This window comes from Raineyella antarctica (assembly GCF_900092135.1).
Taxonomy (GTDB): Bacteria; Actinomycetota; Actinomycetes; order Propionibacteriales; family Propionibacteriaceae; genus Raineyella; species Raineyella antarctica.
Window position 1 is genome coordinate 218,057 of record NZ_FMYF01000005.1, and the last position, 18,214, is coordinate 236,270.

Below are 18,214 nucleotides of genomic sequence, written 5' to 3' on the forward strand. Positions count from 1 at the left end.
CCCGACGCCGCCGGTCCGGCGGCCGTGTCGTTCACAGCGCGGCGCGCACCTGGGCCAGCGCGGTCGTGATCTGCCTGCTCCCCTGCGTGCTCAACTCACCCTTCGAGGTGAGCTCGCCCAGGTACTTCTGCATCTCCTTGACCTGCTTGTCCGCGTCCTTCCCGCCGTCCGCGCTCAGCTGCTTGTCCAGCTGGTCCACCCGCTTGGTCAGCTCCTCCGCCTTCTTCGGGTCCAGAACCCCCCGGACGACCTCGGCGTTGACCGCATCGTGCAGCCCCGCCAGCGCCTGCGGCAGACTCGGCGTACTGGGCGCCGTCGCGCTCCGCCGGGTCGTGGGCGTGCCTGCCCCAGTGCTCGGCGCCGGGCTCGGCGTGCTGTTCGTCCGCACGCCGGCCACGGTCGCGGAGGAGGTGGCGGAAGTGGCCGACTGCGGGCCCTGGGACCGGCCCCCCTGCCGACCGAGCAGCACCGCCGCGACGACGACCGCCACCAGCAGGACCGCTCCGGCAGCGACGACCGCTGCTCGGATCGGACTCTTCCTGCCCGGGGCGGAGCCGGCCGATCCGGCGACCCCGCTTCCGGCAGCGAGCGGAAGGGTGGGTGGGGACATCATCCGGGTACCACCCGCGGCGGATGGGGGCATCACACGGGTCGCGGCCACGGTGTCCCCTGCAGCACTCGCGCCGACGGTCCCGACTTCCTGCAGCCGGGCGATCACCTGCTGACAGGTAGCCGGACGCTCGTCGGGCGACTTCTGCAACATCTCGCCCACCAACTGGTCGAGGGAGACGCTCACGCCCGGATTCCGCGCCCTGATGGGGGGCGCCACGCTGCTCATGTGCTGGTGCAGGACCGCGAGCGGATGGTCCCCCTGGAACGGCGGCCGGCCCGTCAGCATCGTCGTCAGCACGCACCCCAGGGCATAGATGTCGCTGCGTTCATCCCCCGGCCGCCCCTCGACCTGTTCCGGGGAAAGGTACGGGGCACTGCCGACCAGGGTGTTCGTCGCCGTCAACCGGGCAGCGGAGGACTGGGCCAGCCTCGCGATGCCGAAGTCGACGATCTTCACCGTGCCCGGCCCCTGGAACACCACGTTCGCCGGCTTGATGTCGCGGTGCACCACACCGGCCGCATGCGCGGCAGCGAGACCGGCAGCGATCTGCTCGGCCAAGGCGACGGCCTCGGACTCCGGCAGGACGCCCCGGGCAGCCACGTATGCCTCGAGGTTGGGGCCCGGCAACAGCTCCATCACCAAGTAGGCGGTTCCGCCGTCGATGCCGGCGTCGTAGATCGTGACCAGGTTCGGATGACCTAGGCCGGCCGCCGTTCGTGCCTCTCGACGGAAGCGCTCCAGGTCATCGCCCACGCCCCCGTCCACGACCTTGACCGCGACCTCGCGGCCCAGGACCTCATCGCGGGCGGCCCAGACCTGCCCCATTCCCCCGGCCCCGATGGCTCGCTCCAGCCGATAACGAGCCGCCAGCACAGTCCCGGGTTGCATGGGGATATCTTGCTGTATGCGCCGAAGCTCCCTCTGAACTGTCCCAGGGATGCCCCTGGGAGGCAGAGACCGCGCGCTCCTGCTGGAATCGGTGCGCCAGGTGGGGCTTGAACCCACGACCGACGGATTATGAGTCCGCTGCTCTGACCGGCTGAGCTACTGGCACGTGGTCACGATTCTAGGGCGTCGGCCAGCCCCGTCAGCCACTCGGCCATCCCGTCGGTGCCCTCGAGCACCACATCGGCACGGGCCGCCAGCGGGCTGTCCTCCCCCGGCGCCGCCGGGAACACCAGGACGCCCGTACGTCCCTGGCCCCGCAGCGCCTCGACCGCATCGTACGCCGCGATGTCGCCCAGGTCATCGCCGGCATAGACGAACGTCGCCGGGTCCAGGCGCTCCACCAGGTCGCGCACCGCGTCGCCCTTGTCAAAGCCGCCGGCGCGGACCTCCAGCACGTTCTTGCCCGGCTCCAGGTGCAGGCCGTGCGTGGCGGCCAGCTCGGCCACCGGACCCTCCAGGTCGGCCAAGGCCCCAGCGGGGTCGGCCAGCCGGCGGGTGTGCACCGCAACGGCGCGACCCTTGTCCTCGATCCAGGCCTCCGGGTGCCCGGCGGCCGCCAGGAGTGCCGGCAGCGCCTGTTTCACCTCGATGATCGCCTCGGGCAGCGGCGGGCTGACCACCTCCCCGGTGGAGGCGTCCCAGCGCTCGATCCCGTACTGGCCCAGCACGACCAGGTGCCCCAGGCCCTCCCCCGCGTCCAGCCCACCCAGCTCGACGGCCTTCAGCGCGGGACGGCCGGTGATGATCGCGACCTGCAGCAGGTGCGGCGCGATCCGGCGCAACGCGGCGACCGAGTCGGGGTGCACGTACGCACGATCAGGGTCCGCAACAATGGGCGACAGCGTCCCGTCGAAGTCGAGACCGAGGATCGTACGGGCGGGATCACCGAGGACGGTGGCGAGGGCATCCATGCTGCCCATGCTTGCACGGGATAGATTTGTCCACATACCTAGGGAGGTTGATCTCGCATGGCTGAGCAAACCGCGCTCGAACCTGTCGACTTCGTCGTCGTCGCCAACAGGCTTCCGGTGGACCGCAAGTCGGACGCCGACGGCAACTCCGTCTGGCGGACATCACCCGGTGGCCTGGTGACCGCGCTCGAGCCCGTGATGCAGGAGCACCACGGCGCCTGGGTGGGCTGGCACGGCGCGACCGACGAGCCGCTGGACCCGTTCGAGTACAGCGGCTACCAGCTGGTCCCCGTCCCGCTCAGTGCGCAGGAGGTGGAGGAGTACTACGAGGGCTTCTCCAACGGCACGCTCTGGCCGCTGTACCACGACGTGGTCGCGAAGCCGGAGTACCACCGCGAGTGGTGGGACAGCTACGTCGAGGTGAACCAGCGCTTCGCCGAAGCCGCCGCTGCGGTCGCCGCCCACGGCGCCACGGTGTGGGTCCAGGACTACCAGCTGCAGCTCGTACCGCAGATGCTGCGGGCCCTGCGCGAGGACCTGCGGATCGGGTTCTTCCTGCACATACCCTTCCCCCCGGTCGAACTGTTCCAGCAGCTGCCGTGGCGACGCCAGATCATCGAGGGCCTGCTGGGAGCCGACCTGATCGGCTTCCAGACCGCCGGTGGTGCGCAGAACTTCACCCGGATCGCCCGCCAGCGCCTGCGCCTGGACACGCACCGCGAGTCGATCACCCTCCCCAGCGGCCGTACCTGCCGGGCGGCGGCGTACCCGATCTCGATCGACGCCCGCGGCTTCGAGACGCTGGCCCAGTCCCAGCCGATCCAGCAGCGGGCCCGGGAGCTGCGGCACGAGTTGGGCGACCCGGAGGTCATCTTCCTCGGCGTCGACCGGCTGGACTACACCAAGGGCATCTACCACCGCCTCCGCGCGTACGGCGAGCTCGTCGCCGAGGGCGTGGTCGATCCGGCCAAGTGCGCGTTCCTGCAGGTCGCCACGCCCTCCCGCGAGCGGGTGGACGAGTACAAGCGGCTGCGCGACGAGATCGACATGCTCGTCGGCCGGATCAACGGCGACTTCGGCGGCATCGGCCGGCCGCCGATCACGTACATGCACATGTCGTTCCCCCGCGAGGAGATGGCGGCCATGTACACCGCCGCCGACGTCTGCGTGGTCACCCCGCTGCGCGACGGCATGAACCTGGTCTGCAAGGAGTACATCGCCTGCCGCAGCAACAACGACGGCGCGCTGATCCTCAGTGAGTTCGCCGGGGCCGCCGGCGAACTGCGCCAGGCCTACATGATCAACCCGTACGACGTGAACGGGATGAAGCAGGGCATGGTGCTGGCCATGAACGACACCGTCCAGAACAAGCGTCGCCGGATGCGGGCCCTGCGCCGCCAGGTGTTCACGCACGACATCGACACCTGGGCGGACTCCTTCCTGAAGGACCTCGCCAACGTGCCGAGCAACGAGTGAGGTGGCGTCGGGCCGGCCTGCCGGCAGAGGTCCGGGAGGCCGCCGCCAGCGCGCTCTCCGAGGTGGCCACGGAACCACGGGTGCTGGCCTGGGGCCGGGACGGCGAGCACTACGCGGTCGGCTTCCCCAGCCACCTGGCGTACCAGGACGACTCCGGCTGGCAACTACTGGCCTGGCACCGCGTGCTGCGCGGCGGCTGGGACCAGGAGACCCAGCACCTGACCTGGGTCGACTATGACGGAGGCCGGGGTGACATCGCCCTGGCCGAGCCCGGATCACTGCCCGAACTGTTCAAGGAACGGGTCGAGGCGAGCATCCTGGTCAGCCGACAGGTGCCGGTCGAGGGGACCAAGCACGGCGTCGTCGTGGTCGGTCGCCGGATACTGGGCGCCGAGCCGCCGGTGCTGGAGTGGCACGCCTCGCTGAACAAGGGCACGAGCTGGAGCGACCCCGGTGCCCGCGCCGCGGCCGAGTCGGCACTGGCCACGCTGAAGTCCGAGTACGACCCGTACGCAGGCGCCTGACGTCCCCGGCCGATTTTGCGGAAGCCGAACCCCGGTGCTAATGTTCTTTCTCGGCGCCGGTGGCGCCTGATCCTCCGTAGCTCAATTGGCAGAGCATTCGACTGTTAATCGAAGGGTTACTGGTTCGAGTCCAGTCGGGGGAGCGAGTAAACGCTCTGACAAGGGTAGACACCTTGTCAGAGCGTTTCTGCATCCCCTCTCACCGCTGCGCGCCGCACACCTCGCGCAGGTGACGGATCGCCGCCTCCTCGGTCGCCCGGACCCGCTTGACCGGGAGCGCGAGCTCGCGGGCGGTATCGCTGCGCGTCAGCGCACCCTGGCCGGCCAGTCCGAACCGGTGCGCCAGCACCGCCCGCTCCTCCACCGACAGGTCCCTCATCGCGGCAGCCAGGTCGGCCGGACCCGGTCCGTCGTCGTCCTCGGGCGCCGGGTCCTGCCACCAGGTCGCCTCGAGCTCCTCGATGCCGTGGATCGACCTGACGCTCAGCACCTGCTCCCCCGCCGCCGCGGCAGCGCGGAGCCGGCGAGCCGGGATCCTGATTCCACCGTGCCCCACCCGCCGCGCGGTAGCGATCCGGCTCCGGACGTACGGCACGGCCCAGGTGGAGAACCTGGTCCCCCGGGCCCAGTCGAAGGTCTCCAGCGCTTCGGCCAGACCAAGGCACCCCTCCTGGAACAGGTCGTCGCGGTCCTGGGGTGCGCCCTTGGCGTCCCGCCGGACGAGGTAGCCGACCAGCCCCATGTTGGCCGCCAGGAACCGCTCCCGGGCCTGGCGTCCCAGCACGGCGACTGCGGCGAGCTCCTCGGGACTGCCGAGGGGGCAGGTACCTGCGGTGTCCAGGAAGTGCTGGGCGATCACTCCGGCCTCCACGGCACGGGCGAGCTCGCGTTCTTCGTCTCGGGTCAGCAGGTCACGGGTATTGGGCGTCGTCTCCATGCCTCCAGCGTCGGCCCGGCACCGGCGTGTCATCCCCGGTCACCTGCGTCCTGTGGACGGCCGGCGCGGCCCTCCCACCGCCTGTGGACGCAGGAGGCCGGATCAGTCCGCGACCGCCACCGAACGGGCCTGCAGGTCCTTGCGCGCCGTCTCCCAGGCCAGCAGGTCGGTGAACATCTGGCGATGCTCCTCGGCGTGCTCGATCGGATTGGTCCGCTGCAGCCGACCCTTCAATGTGGCGATCGCCTCGTTGACCCGCTGCAGCTGCAGCCGGGCCGCGTACGCATCGGCGTAGAGCGGGTCGGGCTCGCGCAGCAGCGGCTCCACCGACAGGGCGATCAGCACCTGCTCGGCATGCGCGTCGTCGCAGCCCTCGCGCAGCAGCTGCATCCATCCGGTCGGGTCGAAGCCCTCCGGCTGGGCACCGTCCGGGTCCCCGTACATGGCGAAGACCAGCCGGGCGGTCTGGGCCAGCCGGCGGTAGGTCGGGTGGACGAAGTCGTCCGCCTCCAGGCCACCCCAGTCGGGCGAGAACAGCCACGGCACCTGGACCAGCAACTGGACCGTACCGCGCTCGATCAGGAGTCGCGGGTCGCGGGGATCGGGCAGCGGCAGCAGTTCGGGGCCCGGGTCGGTCCTGGGCTGCTCCGGGGCGGGCGAGGGTGCCGGAACCGGAGCCGACTGGTACTCCCGTCCGCGGACGTCGGGACCCTGCCGGCGGGGGCCGGACTTCTCGCCCCGGGCGACCTCGCGTCGGACCTCGTCGGCATCCATCCCCAGCATCCGGCCCAGCTCGTGGGCGTACGCCGCGACCAGCGAACGGTCCCGGATCGATGCGACCAGCGGGGCCGCGGCGCGCAGGGCGGCGACCCTTCCGTCGGCCCGGTCCAGGTCGTACTCGGCGATCACGTTCTCCATCACGAACCGGTACAGCGGCACGCGGCGGCCGACCAGCTCCCGCACCGCCGCATCGCCCTCGTTGATCCGCAGGTCGCAGGGGTCCCAGCCGTGCGGTTCGACCGCGACGTAGGTCTGCGTGGTGAAGTGCTGGTCGCCCTTGAACACCTTCAGCGCGGCGGCCTGCCCGGCGGCGTCGCCGTCGAAGGTGAAGACCACCTCGCCCTGGGTGGCGGAGGTCTGGCCGATCAACCGCTGCAGGATCCGGGCGTGGTCCTCCCCGAACGCGGTGCCGCAGGAGGCGACCGCGGTGTCGACCCCGGACAGGTGGGCCGCCATCACGTCGGTGTACCCCTCGACCACGACGGCCTGGGACTTCTTCGCGATCGGCTGGCGGGCCAGGTCCAGGCCGTACAGCACGTGCGACTTCTTGTAGACCACCGTCTCGGGTGTGTTGATGTACTTGGCGGGCATCCGGTCGTCGTCGAACAGCCGGCGGGCACCGAAACCGAGCACCACCCCGCCGGCGTCGCGGATCGGCCAGACGAGCCGGCCCTGGAAGAAGTCCCAGCCGCCGTTCTCGCGGACGAGGCCGGCCCGGACCAGTTCATCGTCGCGGAACCCGCGGGTGCGCAGGAAGTTGTGCAGGTCGCGGCCGCCCCGCGGGGCGAAGCCGATCCCGAAGTGCTCGGCGGCCTGCCGGTCGAAGCCCCGCCCGTCCAGGAACCGGCGGCCGACGATCGCGTCCGGGCCGGTCAGCTGGTCGGCGTAGAACTCGGCCGCCAGGCGGTTGGCCTCGGTGACCCGACGGCGGTTGCCCGACTCGGCCGTACGCCCCCCGTCGTCGACGTAGCGCAGCTGGATGCCGGATTGGTCGGCCAGCCGCTCGACCGCCTCGACGAAGGACAGGTTCTCCTTCTTCTGCAGGAAGCTGATCGCGTCGCCGCCCTCGCCGCAGCCGAAGCAGTAGTACAGGCCGCGCGAGGGTGTCACCTGGAAGCTGGGGGTCTTCTCGTCATGGAACGGGCACAGGCCCTTCAACGAACCGCCGCCGGATCGGCGCAGGGTCACGTAGGGGCTGACGACGTCGTCGATCCGGACGCGCTCCCGCACCAGCGCGATGTCCTCCTCGTTTATTCGTCCTGCCACAAGGAGTCAGTGTACGTGGCGCCGGCGGGTCGACGCTCTCAAGCACGGCACAGGAAAACGCTAGGGTTGTTGAACCTGCAGGGACCATTGTGGTGGAAGAAGCACACCACCAAACCGAGATGTTGGAGATAGCCATGTCGGACCGCCCGGGTCACCCCTCCTTCGAACCGCCGGCCGAATCGCCGTCCCCCCAGCCGCACCCCTACGGCCAGCAGGCCCCCTACGGACAGCAACAGCCTCCGTACGGACAGCGGCCTTTCGGGCAGCAGTCGTACGGGCAGCAGGCCCCTGGCCAGCAGCCCTATGTCCAGGCCGAGGGCCAGCAGCCGTACGGCCAGCAGCACCCGTACGAGCAGCCGTGGCAGGGCGTGGCAGGCCAGCAGTCGGCGCCGGTGGCGACCAAGGAGCCGAAGCGGCGCGGCGGGAGCGGCAAGCTGGTGGCCCTGGTCCTGGCCGCCTCGCTGGTCGGTGGCGGCGTCGGTTCGGTGGCCACCCTCAGTGCCACGAACCAGTCCCAGGTGATCCAGGGCACGACGACGACCACCCCCGTGGTCGAGACCAAGGGCGGCACGGTCAACTGGGCCACCGTCGCCTCCTCGGTCGAGCCGGCAGTGGTCTCCATCAGTGTCGTCACCGGGCAGAGCGGCGCCGAGGGTTCGGGGGTGGTCCTTGACGCCCAGGGCCACATCGCCACCAACAACCACGTCATCAGCGGCGGCCAGAACGGCGAGATCAACGTCACGCTGAACGACAACACGATCCACAAGGCCACCATCGTGGGGACCGATCCGAGCACCGACCTGGCCGTGATCAAGTTGGACAACCCGCCGGCCAACCTCACGCCGATCGCCTTCGGGGACGTCACCAAGCTCGCCGTGGGTGACCCGGTGATGGCCATCGGCAACCCGCTGGGGCTCTCCGGCAGCGTGACCACCGGCATCGTCTCGGCCCTGCACCGACCGGTCCGCTCCTCGGCCAGCGAGCAACAACAGCAGCAGCAGTCGCCGTTCTCGCCGGGCCAGAACCAGTCCAGCGCGGACACCACCGTCGTCACCGACGCGATCCAGACCTCGGCCGCGATCAACCCGGGCAACTCCGGCGGCGCCCTGGTCAACGCCCAGGGCCAGCTGGTCGGCCTCACCTCGTCGATCGCCACGCTCTCGGGGTCCTCGGGCAGCCAGTCCGGCAACATCGGCATCGGCTTCGCCATTCCGGCCGACCAGGTGCAGGCCGTGACGAAGTCGCTTATCGAGACCGGTACCTCCAAGACCGCCTTCCTGGGCGTGTCCACCACCGACGGGATCGGCAACGTGAACGGCCAGTCCGTGGTCGGCGCCAAGGTGGGTGACGTCACTGCGGGCTCCCCCGCCGACAAGGCCGGGCTCAAGGTCGACGACGTGATCACCGCCATGGACGACGTCCCGATCACCGGCTCGGTCAGCCTCGCCGCCCGGGTCCGCGGACACCAGTCCGGTGACCAGGTAGTCCTCCAGGTCAGCCGGGGCACCTCCACCCAGAAGATCACCGTCACCCTGGCCAACCGCTGACCGATATGCTCCACCCGTGACAGTCGTTCTCGGGTGGGGCCTCGGCGTCGCGCTGGTGACCCTGGTCCTGCTCGCCGTCCTCTACTCCCGGCTCGGCGACCTGGGCCTGGCCCGACAGCAGGTGGTCGCGGCCGTGCGCGCCGTGCTGCAGCTGACCGTCGTCTCGCTGGTCATCGTCGGGGCCGTCCGCTGGGTCTGGACCGCGCTGCTCTTCGTGTTCCTGATGTTCTGCATCGCCGTATGGACCGCGGCAGGCCGCGCCGGCGTCCGCAACAGCCTGCCGTGGGTGGCCCTGGCCATCGCGGGCGGCGTCATCCCGGTGGCGGCGGTGGTCTTCCTCAGCGGCGCCTCCCCGTTCGTCGGGGTGGCGATCATCCCGGTCGTCAGCATCATCATCGGCAACGCGATGACCGCCCACACCCTGGTCACCCGGCGCGCCTTCCCCGCCCTGCGCGAGCAGAGGGGACAGTACGAGGCAGCGCTCGCCCTCGGCTTCGAGCGGCCCTGGGCGGTCCGCGAGATCATCCACCGGGGCACCGCCGAGGCGCTGGTGCCCACCATCGACACCACCCGTACGGTCGGGCTGGTGACCCTGCCCGGCGCCTTCATCGGCGTGCTGCTGGGTGGCGGCACACCGCTCCAGGCCGGCGCCTCGCAGGTGCTGGTGCTGGTCGGCATCATGGCGGCCAACGCCGGTGTCGCCATCCTGGTCGAACGGCTGATCAGCACCGGCCGGCTGCTGCCCCCGGACCTCAAGGGCGCACTCCGTCCCTGACCCGGCGCGCCCTCGGGCCGCAGCACACCTCAGATCGCGCTCCAGCCGCCGTCACTGGCCAGGATCGCCCCGTTCACATTGGCCGAGTCGTCGCTCAGCAGCCAGGTGATCGAGGCGGCCAACTGCTCCGCCGTGGCGGTTGCCAGCGCGAACGCGCCGAGCAGGGGGGCGACTACTTCGGTGAAGCTCGCCGTGTCCATCCGGGTCTGGATGTTGGTGGCGACGGCACCAGGGGCCACAGCATTGCAGCGGATCCCCTTGCTGCGGTAGAAGACCGCGGTCGACTTGGTCAGCCCGACCACCGCGTGCTTGGAGGCGGTGTACGCCACACCCGCGGCCGAACCGCGCAGGCCCGCCTCGGACGCCGTGTTGACGATCGATCCCGCACCGGCCGCCAGCATGAGCGGGAGGGCGGCTCGAATCAGTCGCATCATCGAAGTCACGTTCACCGCGAAGACCCGCTCCCAGGTGGCGTCGTCGACCTCCCCCGCGGAGAGGAAGTCATCCATGATGCCAGCGTTGTTGACCAGTCCCCACAGGTCCGGGCCGGCGGCCTCGATCACCCGGTCGACGACCTCCTGCTCGGTGACGCTGCCGGCGACGTACGTGAAGGCGTCGCCCAACTCCTCGGCGACCGTACGCAGGCGCTCCTCGGACAGGTCGGCACCGACGACCCGGCCTCCCTCCTGGACGATGCGGGAGGCAACGGCTCGGCCGATGCCGGAGCCGGCACCGGTGACGACGACCACCCGGCCAGCGAAGCGGCCGGGGACTGTAGTGGACATGATCTGTCTCCTTCGACGGACGTGGACACGCTGCCCGTACGCCGCCAAGGTCGACCACCACAGATACCCCCGAGGGTTTCTTTGAGCCTACTCCGGCCGCTCCCCGGCGTCAGGGCGTCGGAGGGACGCGCCGAGGGCGGCACCGCATGTGCGGTACCGCCCTCGACAGGATCCGGTCGGTGACTAGATCTTGATGCAGACGTTGGAGATCTCGGTGTAGAACTCCAGGCCGTGCACGCCACCCTCACGGCCGATGCCGGAATGCTTCATGCCGCCGAACGAGGTGCGCAGGTCGCGGAGGAACCAGGAGTTCACCCACACGATGCCGGCCTCGAGCTGCGGGGCGACCCGGAGCGCGCGGGAGGCGTCCTTGGTGAAGAAGGTCGCCGACAGGCCGTACTTGGTGTCGTTGGCCAGCTTGATGACCTCGTCCTCGTCCTTGAACGGGATCAGGGCGACACACGGGCCGAAGACCTCTTCGGTCGCGGTGCGGGAGTCGTGGGCCAGGCCGGTCCAGATGGTCGGCTCGACCCAGGAGCCGCCGTCGCGCTCGTCGCCGAAGTGCGGGGCGCCGCCACCGGTGACGACGGTCGCGCCCTCGTCCGCGGCGATCTTGTAGTACGACAGCACCTTGTCGCGGTGCTCGTCGGAGACGACCGGGCCGAAGTTCATCGAGTCGTCGTCCGGGTAGCCGTACTTCAGCTCGTTCTCGGCGTAGTCCTTCAGGCGGTCACGGACCTCGTCGAAGATCGACTCGTGGACGTAGACGCGCTCGGTGCCGAGGCAGACCTGGCCGGAGTTGAGGAAGCAGGAACGGCCCAGCTCCTTGATCGCCAGGTCCAGGTCGGCGTCCTCGAAGACGATGCCGGCGTTCTTGCCGCCCATCTCCATCGAGGTGGCCTTCAGGGTGTCGGCGGTGGCCTTCAGGATGATCGAGCCGGTCAGGGTCTCGCCGGTGAAGGTGATGCCGTCGACGTCGGGGTGCGAGGTGATCATGGCGCCGGTCTTGCCGAAGCCGTGCACGACGTTGTAGACGCCGGCGGGCACGCCGACCTCGTTCATGACCTCACCCAGCAGGGCGGCGGTCGAGGGGGTGACCTCGGAGGGCTTCACGACGACGGTGTTGCCCATGGCCAGGGCGGGGCCGGCCTTCCAGGTCATCAGCAGCAGCGGCAGGTTCCACGGGGAGATGATGCCGATGACGCCGCGGGGACGGCGTACGCCGAAGTTCCAGGCGCCGTTGCCGTCGGGGGTGTCCATCCGGAACGACTCGGTCGCGTGCTCCTTCAGGGTGTGCGCGAAGGCCTTGAAGTTGGCGGCGCCTCGCGGGATGTCGACGTGCGAGGCGACGGAGTACGGCTTGCCGGTGTCGAGGACCTCGAGCTCCAGGAAGTCGTCGAAGCGCTTGGTGATGCCGTTGGCGATCGCGAGCACCATGTCGATGCGCTCGTCGGTCTTGAGCTGGCCCCAGGGGCCGGCGAGGGCGGCGCGGGCGGCCGCCACGGCGGCGTCGACCTCGGCCTGGCCGGCGGCGTGGACGCGAGCGGTCACCTCACCGGTGACGGGGTAGAGGGTCTCGAAGATGTCGCCGGTCTCGACGTACTCGCCGTTGATGAAGTTGGCGACGTTACGGGGCGTGATTTCCTTACGCATTCCCAGGTTTCCTATTCTTTGCCATTCGTCTGCACGAAGGGTACGAGGGTGGTTCAAGCTTGTTCGGTGGTGCGGGCGGCCTTCTCGGCACGCTCGGCGAGGGTCTCGTCCGCGGCGGCGAAGTGCGTCTTCGGCACCTCGCGGAGGATCACGCGAACGCTCTCCTTCTTGGCCACACCGGTCCGGACGACCGACTCGGTGAGCTCATGGATGAGGGCGCGCAGCTTCTCCGGCGTACGTCCCTCGGCCAGCGTGACCTCGATGATCGGCATTACTCATCGCCACCGTAGAAGTAGACGGAACCGAGGTTGGTGAAGTGGAAGCCGATCGAGGTGCCGGGGGTGGCGAAGTAGGCGTCGGTGATGCCGCCGGTGAGGACGATCCAGCCGGCCTCGATCGCCAGGCCCCGCTTGGCCAGGTCGTTGGCGGCCAGGGCGAGGGCCTCGCCCGGGTGGCCCTGGACCGCGGCACCGGTCGAGGAGTCGACGATCTCGCCGTTGACCTCGACCAGGATGCCCTCGGTGCCCAGTTCGATGTCCTCGGGCTTGACCGAGACGCCACCGATGGAGAAGGCGCCCGACGAGGCGTTGTCGGCGATCACGTCGCCGGCGGTGAAGCGGAAGTTGCGGTAGCGGGAGTCGATGACCTCACCGCCTCCCAGCACCTGGCCGACGGCCGCCATGGCCTGCGCGGCGGTGACGCCCGGGCCCTCGAGGCGGTCCTTCATGACGAAGACGATCTCGGGCTCGATCCGCGGGTGGATCAGGCGGGCCTGCGGCACCGGGTCGCCGACGGGCAGGATCATCTGGTCGGTCAGCCACGCGACGAAGGGGGTGTCGACGCCCATCCGCTGCTGCTTGGCCCGGGAGGTGAGGCCCAGCTTCACGCCGATGAGCTTCTCGCCACGCTCGATCCGCTTCTGCAGGTTGGCGTCCTGGATGCCGTACGCGCCGGCGATGTCGTTGGCCAGTTCCGGCCACTCGTCGCTGATCGGCTCCCGCTCGCGGACCTCGGCCTCGCAGGCGAGCAGTTCGGCGGCAACGCTGTCGTAGTCCCAAGCCATGGGTCAGTTCTCCTTCGGAGTGTTGGCGATGAGAGCGGTCACCGAGCCGAGGCCACCGAAGGTGGCGGTGACACGGTCGCCGGGGGCGACCGGGATCATCTTGGTGACCGAGCCGGGCAGGACGACCTTGCCGGCCTCGAGGGTGGTGCCCAGCGGGCCGACGGTGTTCGCCAGCCAGACCAGCGCGTTGATCGGCGAGCCCAGGACGGCGCCACCGGCGCCGGTACCGGCGACCTGGCCGTTCTTGTGCATGGTGCAGCCGACCAGGCGCAGGTCGACGTCGCCGAGGTAGGTCGGGGTCGAGCCGAGGACGACGCCGCCGCCGGAGGCGTTGTCGGCGATGGTGTCACCGATCTTGATGTCCCAGTCCCGGACCCGGGAGTCGACGACCTCGAGGGCCGGCAGGACGTAGTCGATGGCGCGGATCGCGTCGACGACGGTGACGCCGGGGCCGCGCAGGTCCTCCTTGAGGACGAACGCGATCTCGGGCTCGACCCGCGGCAGGAGGTGGTTGGAAAGGTCCATCGGCATGTTCTCGAGGTAGAACTGGTCGACGAACACGTGGCCGAAGTCCGGCTGGTTGACGCCCAGCTGCTTCTGCATCGCCGGAGAGGTCAGGCCGACCTTGTACCCCCCGATCTCGCGGCCCTCGGCCAGCCAGCTGCGCACGGTGAGCATCTGGATCTCGTAGGCATCCTCGATGGTGAGGTCAGGGTAGGTCTCGCGCAGTGGCGCGATCGCCACCCCACTGCGGTTGGCCTCGAGCAACGCCTCGGCGGCACTCGTCCGGCTGATCGAATCCACGTTCGTCTCCCTCCGATGGGTGTGTCTGTTGTGGTGCGGTTGTTCTGGCGCGTGGGTGCTTCTGGTGCTGGGATCAGCGGCCGAGTGACCGGCTGATGCGTTGGGCTGCAGAGCGCAGCAGGCGGGCGAGGGCCGGTACCTGGGGACCCAGGCGCTCGGTCGGTCCCAGCAGCGACAGGGCCGCGTACGCGGACTGGCCCAGGTCGAGCAGCGGGATCGCCACGGTCGAGATGCCCTCGTACGACTCGTTGTCCGCGTGGGCGTAGCCGACCCGACGGACGTCGTCGAGGACGCTCTGCCACTCGGGCAGCGAACGGATGGTGCTGCTTGCGCGGGGAGGGAAGCCCGCTTCCCGCCGGGCCCGGTCGGCATCCGCGTTGTACGCGGCGATGACCTTGCCCGAGCTGGTGACATGGCTGGGCAGGCGCCGCCCGGACTGGGCCAGCAGCTTGCTGCCGGGGCCCACCTCGAGCCGCTCGATGTAGACCACGTCCGCACCGTCCGGTACCGACAGGTTGACGACGTAGCCGGTCTGGCGGCTCAGTTCCGACATGGTCGGCAGGGCGACCTGTCGCAGGTCGGAGCGCGCCTGGGCCAGGTGGCCCAGCTCGTAGAGGTGGATGCCGAGACGGTAGCGCCCCGTGTGCGGGTTCTGCTCCACGATCCTGCGCGAGCAGAGCGTGGTGAGCAGCCGGTGGGCGGTGCTCTTGGCGATGTCGAGCCGGCGGGCGATGTCGGACACGCCGAGTTCCCCGTCGACGGAGAAGCACTCCAGCACGTCGAGGGCACTGCCGACCGAGCGGAGCTCCCCCTGGCGGGTGGGCTGCTGCCGCCCGCGGCCGCGGGCGAAGGTCGTCACCTCCCAGGTGCCGGATGTGGGCGCAGTCGTCATCGGACGCTCAGGCCGCAACCGCGGCGGCGCCGGCCTCGGCGATGGCGCGGTCCTCCTCGGAGGTCCCACCGGAACAACCGACGGCGCCGATCAGCTCGCCGTCGACGACGATCGGGATGCCGCCACCGAAGATCACCAGGCCCGGTCGCAGCGGGATGCCCTTGCCGACCGACTCGTCGTCGCCGGCGAACAGCTCCATCCACTTGTGTGTGGGGAGCCCGTTGAACGAGACCACGGAGACCGCCTTGTCCTGCGCGATCGAGGCCGACATCAGGGCCGCCCCGTCCATCCGGTCGAAGCTGACCAGGTTGCCCGCGGCATCGGCGACGGCGATGTTCACCGGAACCCCTAACTCCTCCGCCTTGGCGAACGAGCCCGCAATGGCCCGGCGGGCGCCTTCGAGCGAGATGACGGCCTGCGTGCGGCTGATGGACATGGGAGCTCCTTTCGAGCGGGACGTACGGGTTCAGACGTGACCCGGTTCCGGGGATGTCGCGGCCGACATCCCCGGAACCGGGTCGGGGTCGACTAGGTGAGCACGGTCGTGAAGCGCTCGTTCAGCTCACGGGCGTGGTAGAAAATGCCCTTCGCGATCATGTCGGGGGTCCAGGTGACCATCGGGCGGTCGGCGAAGGAGAGGTAACCGCCGGCGAAGACCTCGTTGCGGTTGCCGGCCGGATCGAAGAAGTAGACCGTCTTGCCGCGGGTGATGCCGTGGCGGGTCGGGCCGACGTCGATCGGGACGTCGTCCATCGCCATGATGTCGGCGGCGCGGGTGATCTCCCAGCCCTCCTCGAGGCGGAAGGCGAAGTGGTGCAGCTTGGCCTGGGGGCCCTCGAGGACCGCGAGCTGGTGGATCTGGTTGGTGCCGGTGGTCCAGATCGCAATGTTGTGCTGGTCGGCCGGATCCAGGGTGGTGGCCACCTTCTCCGCCGTCCAGAAGCCGAACACGTCGTGCAGGAAGCGCTCCATCTGGCCGACGTCCTCGGCGGTGATCAGCGCGTGGTCGATGGCCGGGGCGCCGATGCCGCGCAGGTCGCGCGGGAAAGCCTCGGGGTTGACGTTGCCGACATCGGACTGGCCGGAGGTGATCTCGCTGTAGATGTCGAAGAAGTGGCCGGAAGGCGAGTGGATCCGCAGGATCTCGCCGACCTCGAACTCCTCGCCCTTGGACACCCGCTCGGTTGTGACGCCGAACTTCTGCGCCCTGTTCTCGATCTGGGCGATGTCGTCCTCGTACTGGACCTTGAAGCCGAACTTCACGACCCCGACGCCGCCCTCCTCGAGCACGACGGAGTGGTGGTCCCACTCGTCCCAGCCCTTGAGGTACAGCTTGTTGTCGACCGCAGCAACCTCGTCGAGCCCGAGGGTCTGGGTGTAGTGCTGGCGGGCCTCTGCCAGGTCCGTGACCCGGACGTGTGCGTAGCCCATTCGAAGGATCGCCATGTGATAACTCCCTTGTTGTCGTGGCGGTGATGAAGTGGATGCTATGTGGAGCGGGGGTGTGATGTGGGCGACGAGACCGACGTCACACGCGCGTTGCCGTCTGCGGCTTCTTCGCCGGAACTTCCTTGTTCGACAGCATGTAGCGCATCAGGGGATTGACCAGTCGCAGTGAGTTCTCGCGGAACTCCACGACCATGTCCGTGGTGGGGACCGCCCGGCACGGCAGGCAGACACCGTGGGAGGCCTCGTCAGGGGTGACGACCTCGTCCGAGACCGGGCGCTCGTACTCGAAGCCGCCCTCGTGGACGTCGATCTTGCAGAAGCCGCAGCCACCGCGCTTGCAGCCGATGCGCATCGCATACCCGGTGCGGTAGAAAGCGGCCATGATCGTCTCGCCGTCGCGGACCTCGACCACTTCGCCGGTCGGATGGACGGTCACGTTGCTCATGGCGCTCCTTCGCGTCGATGCGATGCAGCCTGTCGCTACGGACAGCTTTGCTTGTTCTTCTTCGAGAACTGTCCCGCACGGATGTGAGGGGGGCCACAGCCGTTCCTCGATGCGGAACGCGGTTCTCTCAACAGGAACATTACCCGCACGGCAGGACGCCCCGACCTAGGAAAGCTCCCGGATCGCTTTAGGCAATCTGCCGGGGTCCCACTGCAGTTCGCGGACGGCGGTGTCGAAGGCGTAGCGGTCCGTCATCCCGCCGATCCAGGTCACGGCCGCCCGGACCACCTCGGGCGAATCTGCGGGCGCATCGGGGGCGGACGGCAGTTTCCCCGGGTGGTGGGCGTAGTGCTCGACCAGCGCACGCAGCACGTCCACCACGGCGCGGGCCTGGGCGACCGACTCCGGGCGGGTGTAGATCCGCTCGTAGTTGAACGATCGCAGGCCTGCCAGGGCGGCCGCCTCGTCGGGCCCCATCGCGATCTCGCCCTGCTCGACGGCGGTCCGCACCACTGCACGGACGAAGGTCCGGATCTGGTTGCGCCGGTCGTCCCCGCACACGTCGGTGACCACCGTGGGTAGCTGGCCGGCGGCCACGATGCCGGCGTGGACGGCGTCCTCCAGGTCATGGGCGCAGTAGGCGATCCGGTCGGCCCAGGAGACGATCTCCCCCTCGATCGTGGCCGGCGCCGGTCGGGACCAGGAGTGGTTGCGGATGCCGTCCAGGGTCTGGGAGCAGAGGTTGAGGTCGGCCAGGGCCACATCGGCGCCCCAGGGTCCGTGGTCGTACCCCTCGGGCAGGTAGGGATCGAACGCGTCCTCCGAGGCATGGCCGCCGGGCCCGTGGCCGCAGTCGTGGCCGAGGGCCATCGCCTCGGTGAGCACGACGTTGGCGCCCACCCCGCGGGCGATCGAGGTGGCGACCTGCGACACCTCCAGGGCGTGGGTGAGCCGGGTGCGCTGGTGGTCGGTCGGGTACACCACCACCTGTGTCTTGCCGGCCAGTCGCCGGAACGACGCCGAGTGCACGATCCGGTCGCGGTCCCGTTCGAAGCAGGTGCGCTCCGGATCCGGCTCCTCCTCACGGGCACGGTCGCCGGCCCCTTGCGACAGGGTCGCCCCGGGGCGCAGGGTGGCCCGCTCGAGGGCCTCCCTCGCCTCGCGGCCGATCACGTCGCCGGTGTCGAAGGAGCGGCAGGAATCAGCATGGGCACGGACCACGGCACCGCCGTCGGCGTGGCCGGCCATGGTGCGGGCCCACTGCCGGGCCCGGGGCAGCGGGCTGAGCGCGTCGTGGTCCATGTCCCCATCCTGCCAGCCTCCACTGACAGCCGGGCTGGGAGTCC

General features: G+C 69.8%; 18 protein-coding genes and 2 tRNA genes. 5 read left to right on the forward strand and 15 right to left on the reverse strand.

Annotation, left to right across the window (positions count from 1 at the left end; all coding sequences use genetic code 11):
* Positions 1-31: 31 nt before the first annotated feature.
* From GA0111570_RS09465 to otsB, 3 genes are all read right to left on the reverse strand, one after another.
* Positions 32-1,501 carry a serine/threonine-protein kinase gene (locus tag GA0111570_RS09465; RefSeq protein ID WP_092609814.1) on the reverse strand — a complete coding sequence of 490 codons (1,470 nt, stop codon included), beginning with the start codon at positions 1,499-1,501 and terminating at the stop codon, positions 32-34.
* 92 nt (positions 1,502-1,593) lie between these two features.
* A tRNA-Ile gene (locus GA0111570_RS09470) sits at positions 1,594-1,667 on the reverse strand.
* A 4-nt stretch (positions 1,668-1,671) separates the two neighbouring features.
* The gene (otsB, locus tag GA0111570_RS09475; protein ID WP_245703109.1) at positions 1,672-2,481 is read right to left on the reverse strand and encodes a trehalose-phosphatase; all 810 of its coding nucleotides are present in this window, start codon (positions 2,479-2,481) and stop codon (positions 1,672-1,674) included.
* 48 nt (positions 2,482-2,529) lie between these two features.
* Between otsB and GA0111570_RS09480 the strand changes: the two genes are divergently transcribed.
* The 3 genes from GA0111570_RS09480 to GA0111570_RS09490 all read left to right on the forward strand — a co-directional run bounded on the left by GA0111570_RS09480 (position 2,530) and on the right by GA0111570_RS09490 (position 4,615).
* The gene (locus tag GA0111570_RS09480) at positions 2,530-3,948 is read left to right on the forward strand and encodes an alpha,alpha-trehalose-phosphate synthase (UDP-forming) (RefSeq protein ID WP_092609817.1); all 1,419 of its coding nucleotides are present in this window, start codon (positions 2,530-2,532) and stop codon (positions 3,946-3,948) included.
* Entirely contained in the window at positions 3,945-4,472 is a 528-nt protein-coding gene (locus GA0111570_RS09485) for a hypothetical protein (protein ID WP_092609820.1), read from the forward strand. Before GA0111570_RS09480 ends, GA0111570_RS09485 begins: the two co-directional genes overlap by 4 nt.
* 70 nt (positions 4,473-4,542) lie before the next feature.
* Positions 4,543-4,615: transfer RNA gene (locus GA0111570_RS09490), tRNA-Asn, on the forward strand.
* Positions 4,616-4,671: 56 nt separating this feature from the next.
* On the opposite strand, the gene GA0111570_RS09495 is transcribed toward GA0111570_RS09490, so the two are convergent.
* Both GA0111570_RS09495 and dnaG read right to left on the reverse strand, forming a co-directional pair.
* The gene (locus GA0111570_RS09495) at positions 4,672-5,409 is read right to left on the reverse strand and encodes a sigma-70 family RNA polymerase sigma factor (protein ID WP_175557425.1); all 738 of its coding nucleotides are present in this window, start codon (positions 5,407-5,409) and stop codon (positions 4,672-4,674) included.
* A gap of 102 nt (positions 5,410-5,511) precedes the next feature.
* The gene (gene dnaG, locus GA0111570_RS09500; protein WP_092609825.1) at positions 5,512-7,455 is read right to left on the reverse strand and encodes a DNA primase; all 1,944 of its coding nucleotides are present in this window, start codon (positions 7,453-7,455) and stop codon (positions 5,512-5,514) included.
* 134 nt (positions 7,456-7,589) lie between these two features.
* Here dnaG and GA0111570_RS09505 point away from each other — a divergent pair, with 134 nt between their 5' ends.
* Together GA0111570_RS09505 and GA0111570_RS09510 are read left to right on the forward strand one after the other, a co-directional pair.
* The gene (locus GA0111570_RS09505; RefSeq protein ID WP_175557426.1) at positions 7,590-9,002 is read left to right on the forward strand and encodes a S1C family serine protease; all 1,413 of its coding nucleotides are present in this window, start codon (positions 7,590-7,592) and stop codon (positions 9,000-9,002) included.
* Positions 9,003-9,054: 52 nt separating this feature from the next.
* Positions 9,055-9,777 carry an ABC transporter permease gene (locus GA0111570_RS09510; RefSeq protein ID WP_425438622.1) on the forward strand — a complete coding sequence of 241 codons (723 nt, stop codon included), beginning with the start codon at positions 9,055-9,057 and terminating at the stop codon, positions 9,775-9,777.
* A 29-nt stretch (positions 9,778-9,806) separates the two neighbouring features.
* Here the strand turns inward: GA0111570_RS09510 and GA0111570_RS09515 are convergent, their stop codons facing one another.
* The 10 genes from GA0111570_RS09515 to GA0111570_RS09560 all read right to left on the reverse strand — a co-directional run bounded on the left by GA0111570_RS09515 (position 9,807) and on the right by GA0111570_RS09560 (position 18,116).
* Positions 9,807-10,562, reverse strand: a complete 756-nt coding sequence (locus GA0111570_RS09515; protein WP_092609834.1) for an SDR family NAD(P)-dependent oxidoreductase — start codon at positions 10,560-10,562, stop codon at positions 9,807-9,809.
* A gap of 183 nt (positions 10,563-10,745) precedes the next feature.
* A complete protein-coding gene (locus GA0111570_RS09520; RefSeq protein WP_092609837.1) occupies positions 10,746-12,215 on the reverse strand; it encodes a 2-hydroxymuconic semialdehyde dehydrogenase in 1,470 nt (489 codons plus the stop codon).
* A gap of 53 nt (positions 12,216-12,268) precedes the next feature.
* Complete coding sequence (locus GA0111570_RS09525) at positions 12,269-12,487, reverse strand: tautomerase family protein (RefSeq protein WP_092609840.1); 219 nt, start codon at positions 12,485-12,487, stop codon at positions 12,269-12,271.
* Positions 12,487-13,278: a 2-keto-4-pentenoate hydratase gene (locus GA0111570_RS09530; protein WP_092609843.1), complete on the reverse strand. Its 792-nt coding sequence runs from the start codon at positions 13,276-13,278 to the stop codon at positions 12,487-12,489. The genes GA0111570_RS09525 and GA0111570_RS09530 overlap by 1 nt, the downstream gene beginning before the upstream one ends.
* Before the next feature lie 3 nt (positions 13,279-13,281).
* On the reverse strand, positions 13,282-14,082 hold the full coding sequence (locus GA0111570_RS09535) for a 2-keto-4-pentenoate hydratase (protein WP_092609845.1): 801 nt from the start codon (positions 14,080-14,082) through the stop codon (positions 13,282-13,284).
* A gap of 73 nt (positions 14,083-14,155) precedes the next feature.
* Positions 14,156-14,974 (reverse strand): IclR family transcriptional regulator, encoded by an 819-nt coding sequence (locus GA0111570_RS09540; protein ID WP_092609849.1) that lies wholly within the window; start codon positions 14,972-14,974, stop codon positions 14,156-14,158.
* 7 nt (positions 14,975-14,981) lie between these two features.
* Positions 14,982-15,410, reverse strand: a complete 429-nt coding sequence (locus tag GA0111570_RS09545) for a GlcG/HbpS family heme-binding protein (protein ID WP_092609852.1) — start codon at positions 15,408-15,410, stop codon at positions 14,982-14,984.
* A gap of 92 nt (positions 15,411-15,502) precedes the next feature.
* Positions 15,503-16,420 carry a catechol 2,3-dioxygenase gene (locus tag GA0111570_RS09550; protein WP_092609855.1) on the reverse strand — a complete coding sequence of 306 codons (918 nt, stop codon included), beginning with the start codon at positions 16,418-16,420 and terminating at the stop codon, positions 15,503-15,505.
* 82 nt (positions 16,421-16,502) lie between these two features.
* On the reverse strand, positions 16,503-16,868 hold the full coding sequence (locus GA0111570_RS09555) for a 2Fe-2S iron-sulfur cluster-binding protein (RefSeq protein ID WP_092609858.1): 366 nt from the start codon (positions 16,866-16,868) through the stop codon (positions 16,503-16,505).
* Between the two features lie 165 nt (positions 16,869-17,033).
* The gene (locus tag GA0111570_RS09560) at positions 17,034-18,116 is read right to left on the reverse strand and encodes an HD domain-containing protein (protein ID WP_092610235.1); all 1,083 of its coding nucleotides are present in this window, start codon (positions 18,114-18,116) and stop codon (positions 17,034-17,036) included.
* Positions 18,117-18,214: the final 98 nt, after the last annotated feature.

Excerpts from the sequence above, each read along its gene's own strand:
- GA0111570_RS09465 (WP_092609814.1), bottom strand. The coding sequence starts at position 1,501 with ATGCAACCCGGGACTGTGCTGGCGGCTCGTTATCGGCTGGAGCGAGCC.
- otsB (WP_245703109.1), bottom strand. The coding sequence starts at position 2,481 with ATGGGCAGCATGGATGCCCTCGCCACCGTCCTCGGTGATCCCGCCCGT.
- GA0111570_RS09480 (WP_092609817.1), top strand. The coding sequence starts at position 2,530 with ATGGCTGAGCAAACCGCGCTCGAACCTGTCGACTTCGTCGTCGTCGCC.
- GA0111570_RS09495 (WP_175557425.1), bottom strand. The coding sequence starts at position 5,409 with ATGGAGACGACGCCCAATACCCGTGACCTGCTGACCCGAGACGAAGAA.
- GA0111570_RS09505 (WP_175557426.1), top strand. The coding sequence starts at position 7,590 with ATGTCGGACCGCCCGGGTCACCCCTCCTTCGAACCGCCGGCCGAATCG.
- GA0111570_RS09515 (WP_092609834.1), bottom strand. The coding sequence starts at position 10,562 with ATGTCCACTACAGTCCCCGGCCGCTTCGCTGGCCGGGTGGTCGTCGTC.
- GA0111570_RS09520 (WP_092609837.1), bottom strand. The coding sequence starts at position 12,215 with ATGCGTAAGGAAATCACGCCCCGTAACGTCGCCAACTTCATCAACGGC.
- GA0111570_RS09525 (WP_092609840.1), bottom strand. The coding sequence starts at position 12,487 with ATGCCGATCATCGAGGTCACGCTGGCCGAGGGACGTACGCCGGAGAAG.
- GA0111570_RS09530 (WP_092609843.1), bottom strand. The coding sequence starts at position 13,278 with ATGGCTTGGGACTACGACAGCGTTGCCGCCGAACTGCTCGCCTGCGAG.
- GA0111570_RS09540 (WP_092609849.1), bottom strand. The coding sequence starts at position 14,974 with ATGACGACTGCGCCCACATCCGGCACCTGGGAGGTGACGACCTTCGCC.
- GA0111570_RS09545 (WP_092609852.1), bottom strand. The coding sequence starts at position 15,410 with ATGTCCATCAGCCGCACGCAGGCCGTCATCTCGCTCGAAGGCGCCCGC.
- GA0111570_RS09550 (WP_092609855.1), bottom strand. The coding sequence starts at position 16,420 with ATGGCGATCCTTCGAATGGGCTACGCACACGTCCGGGTCACGGACCTG.
- GA0111570_RS09555 (WP_092609858.1), bottom strand. The coding sequence starts at position 16,868 with ATGAGCAACGTGACCGTCCATCCGACCGGCGAAGTGGTCGAGGTCCGC.
- GA0111570_RS09560 (WP_092610235.1), bottom strand. The coding sequence starts at position 18,116 with ATGGCCGGCCACGCCGACGGCGGTGCCGTGGTCCGTGCCCATGCTGAT.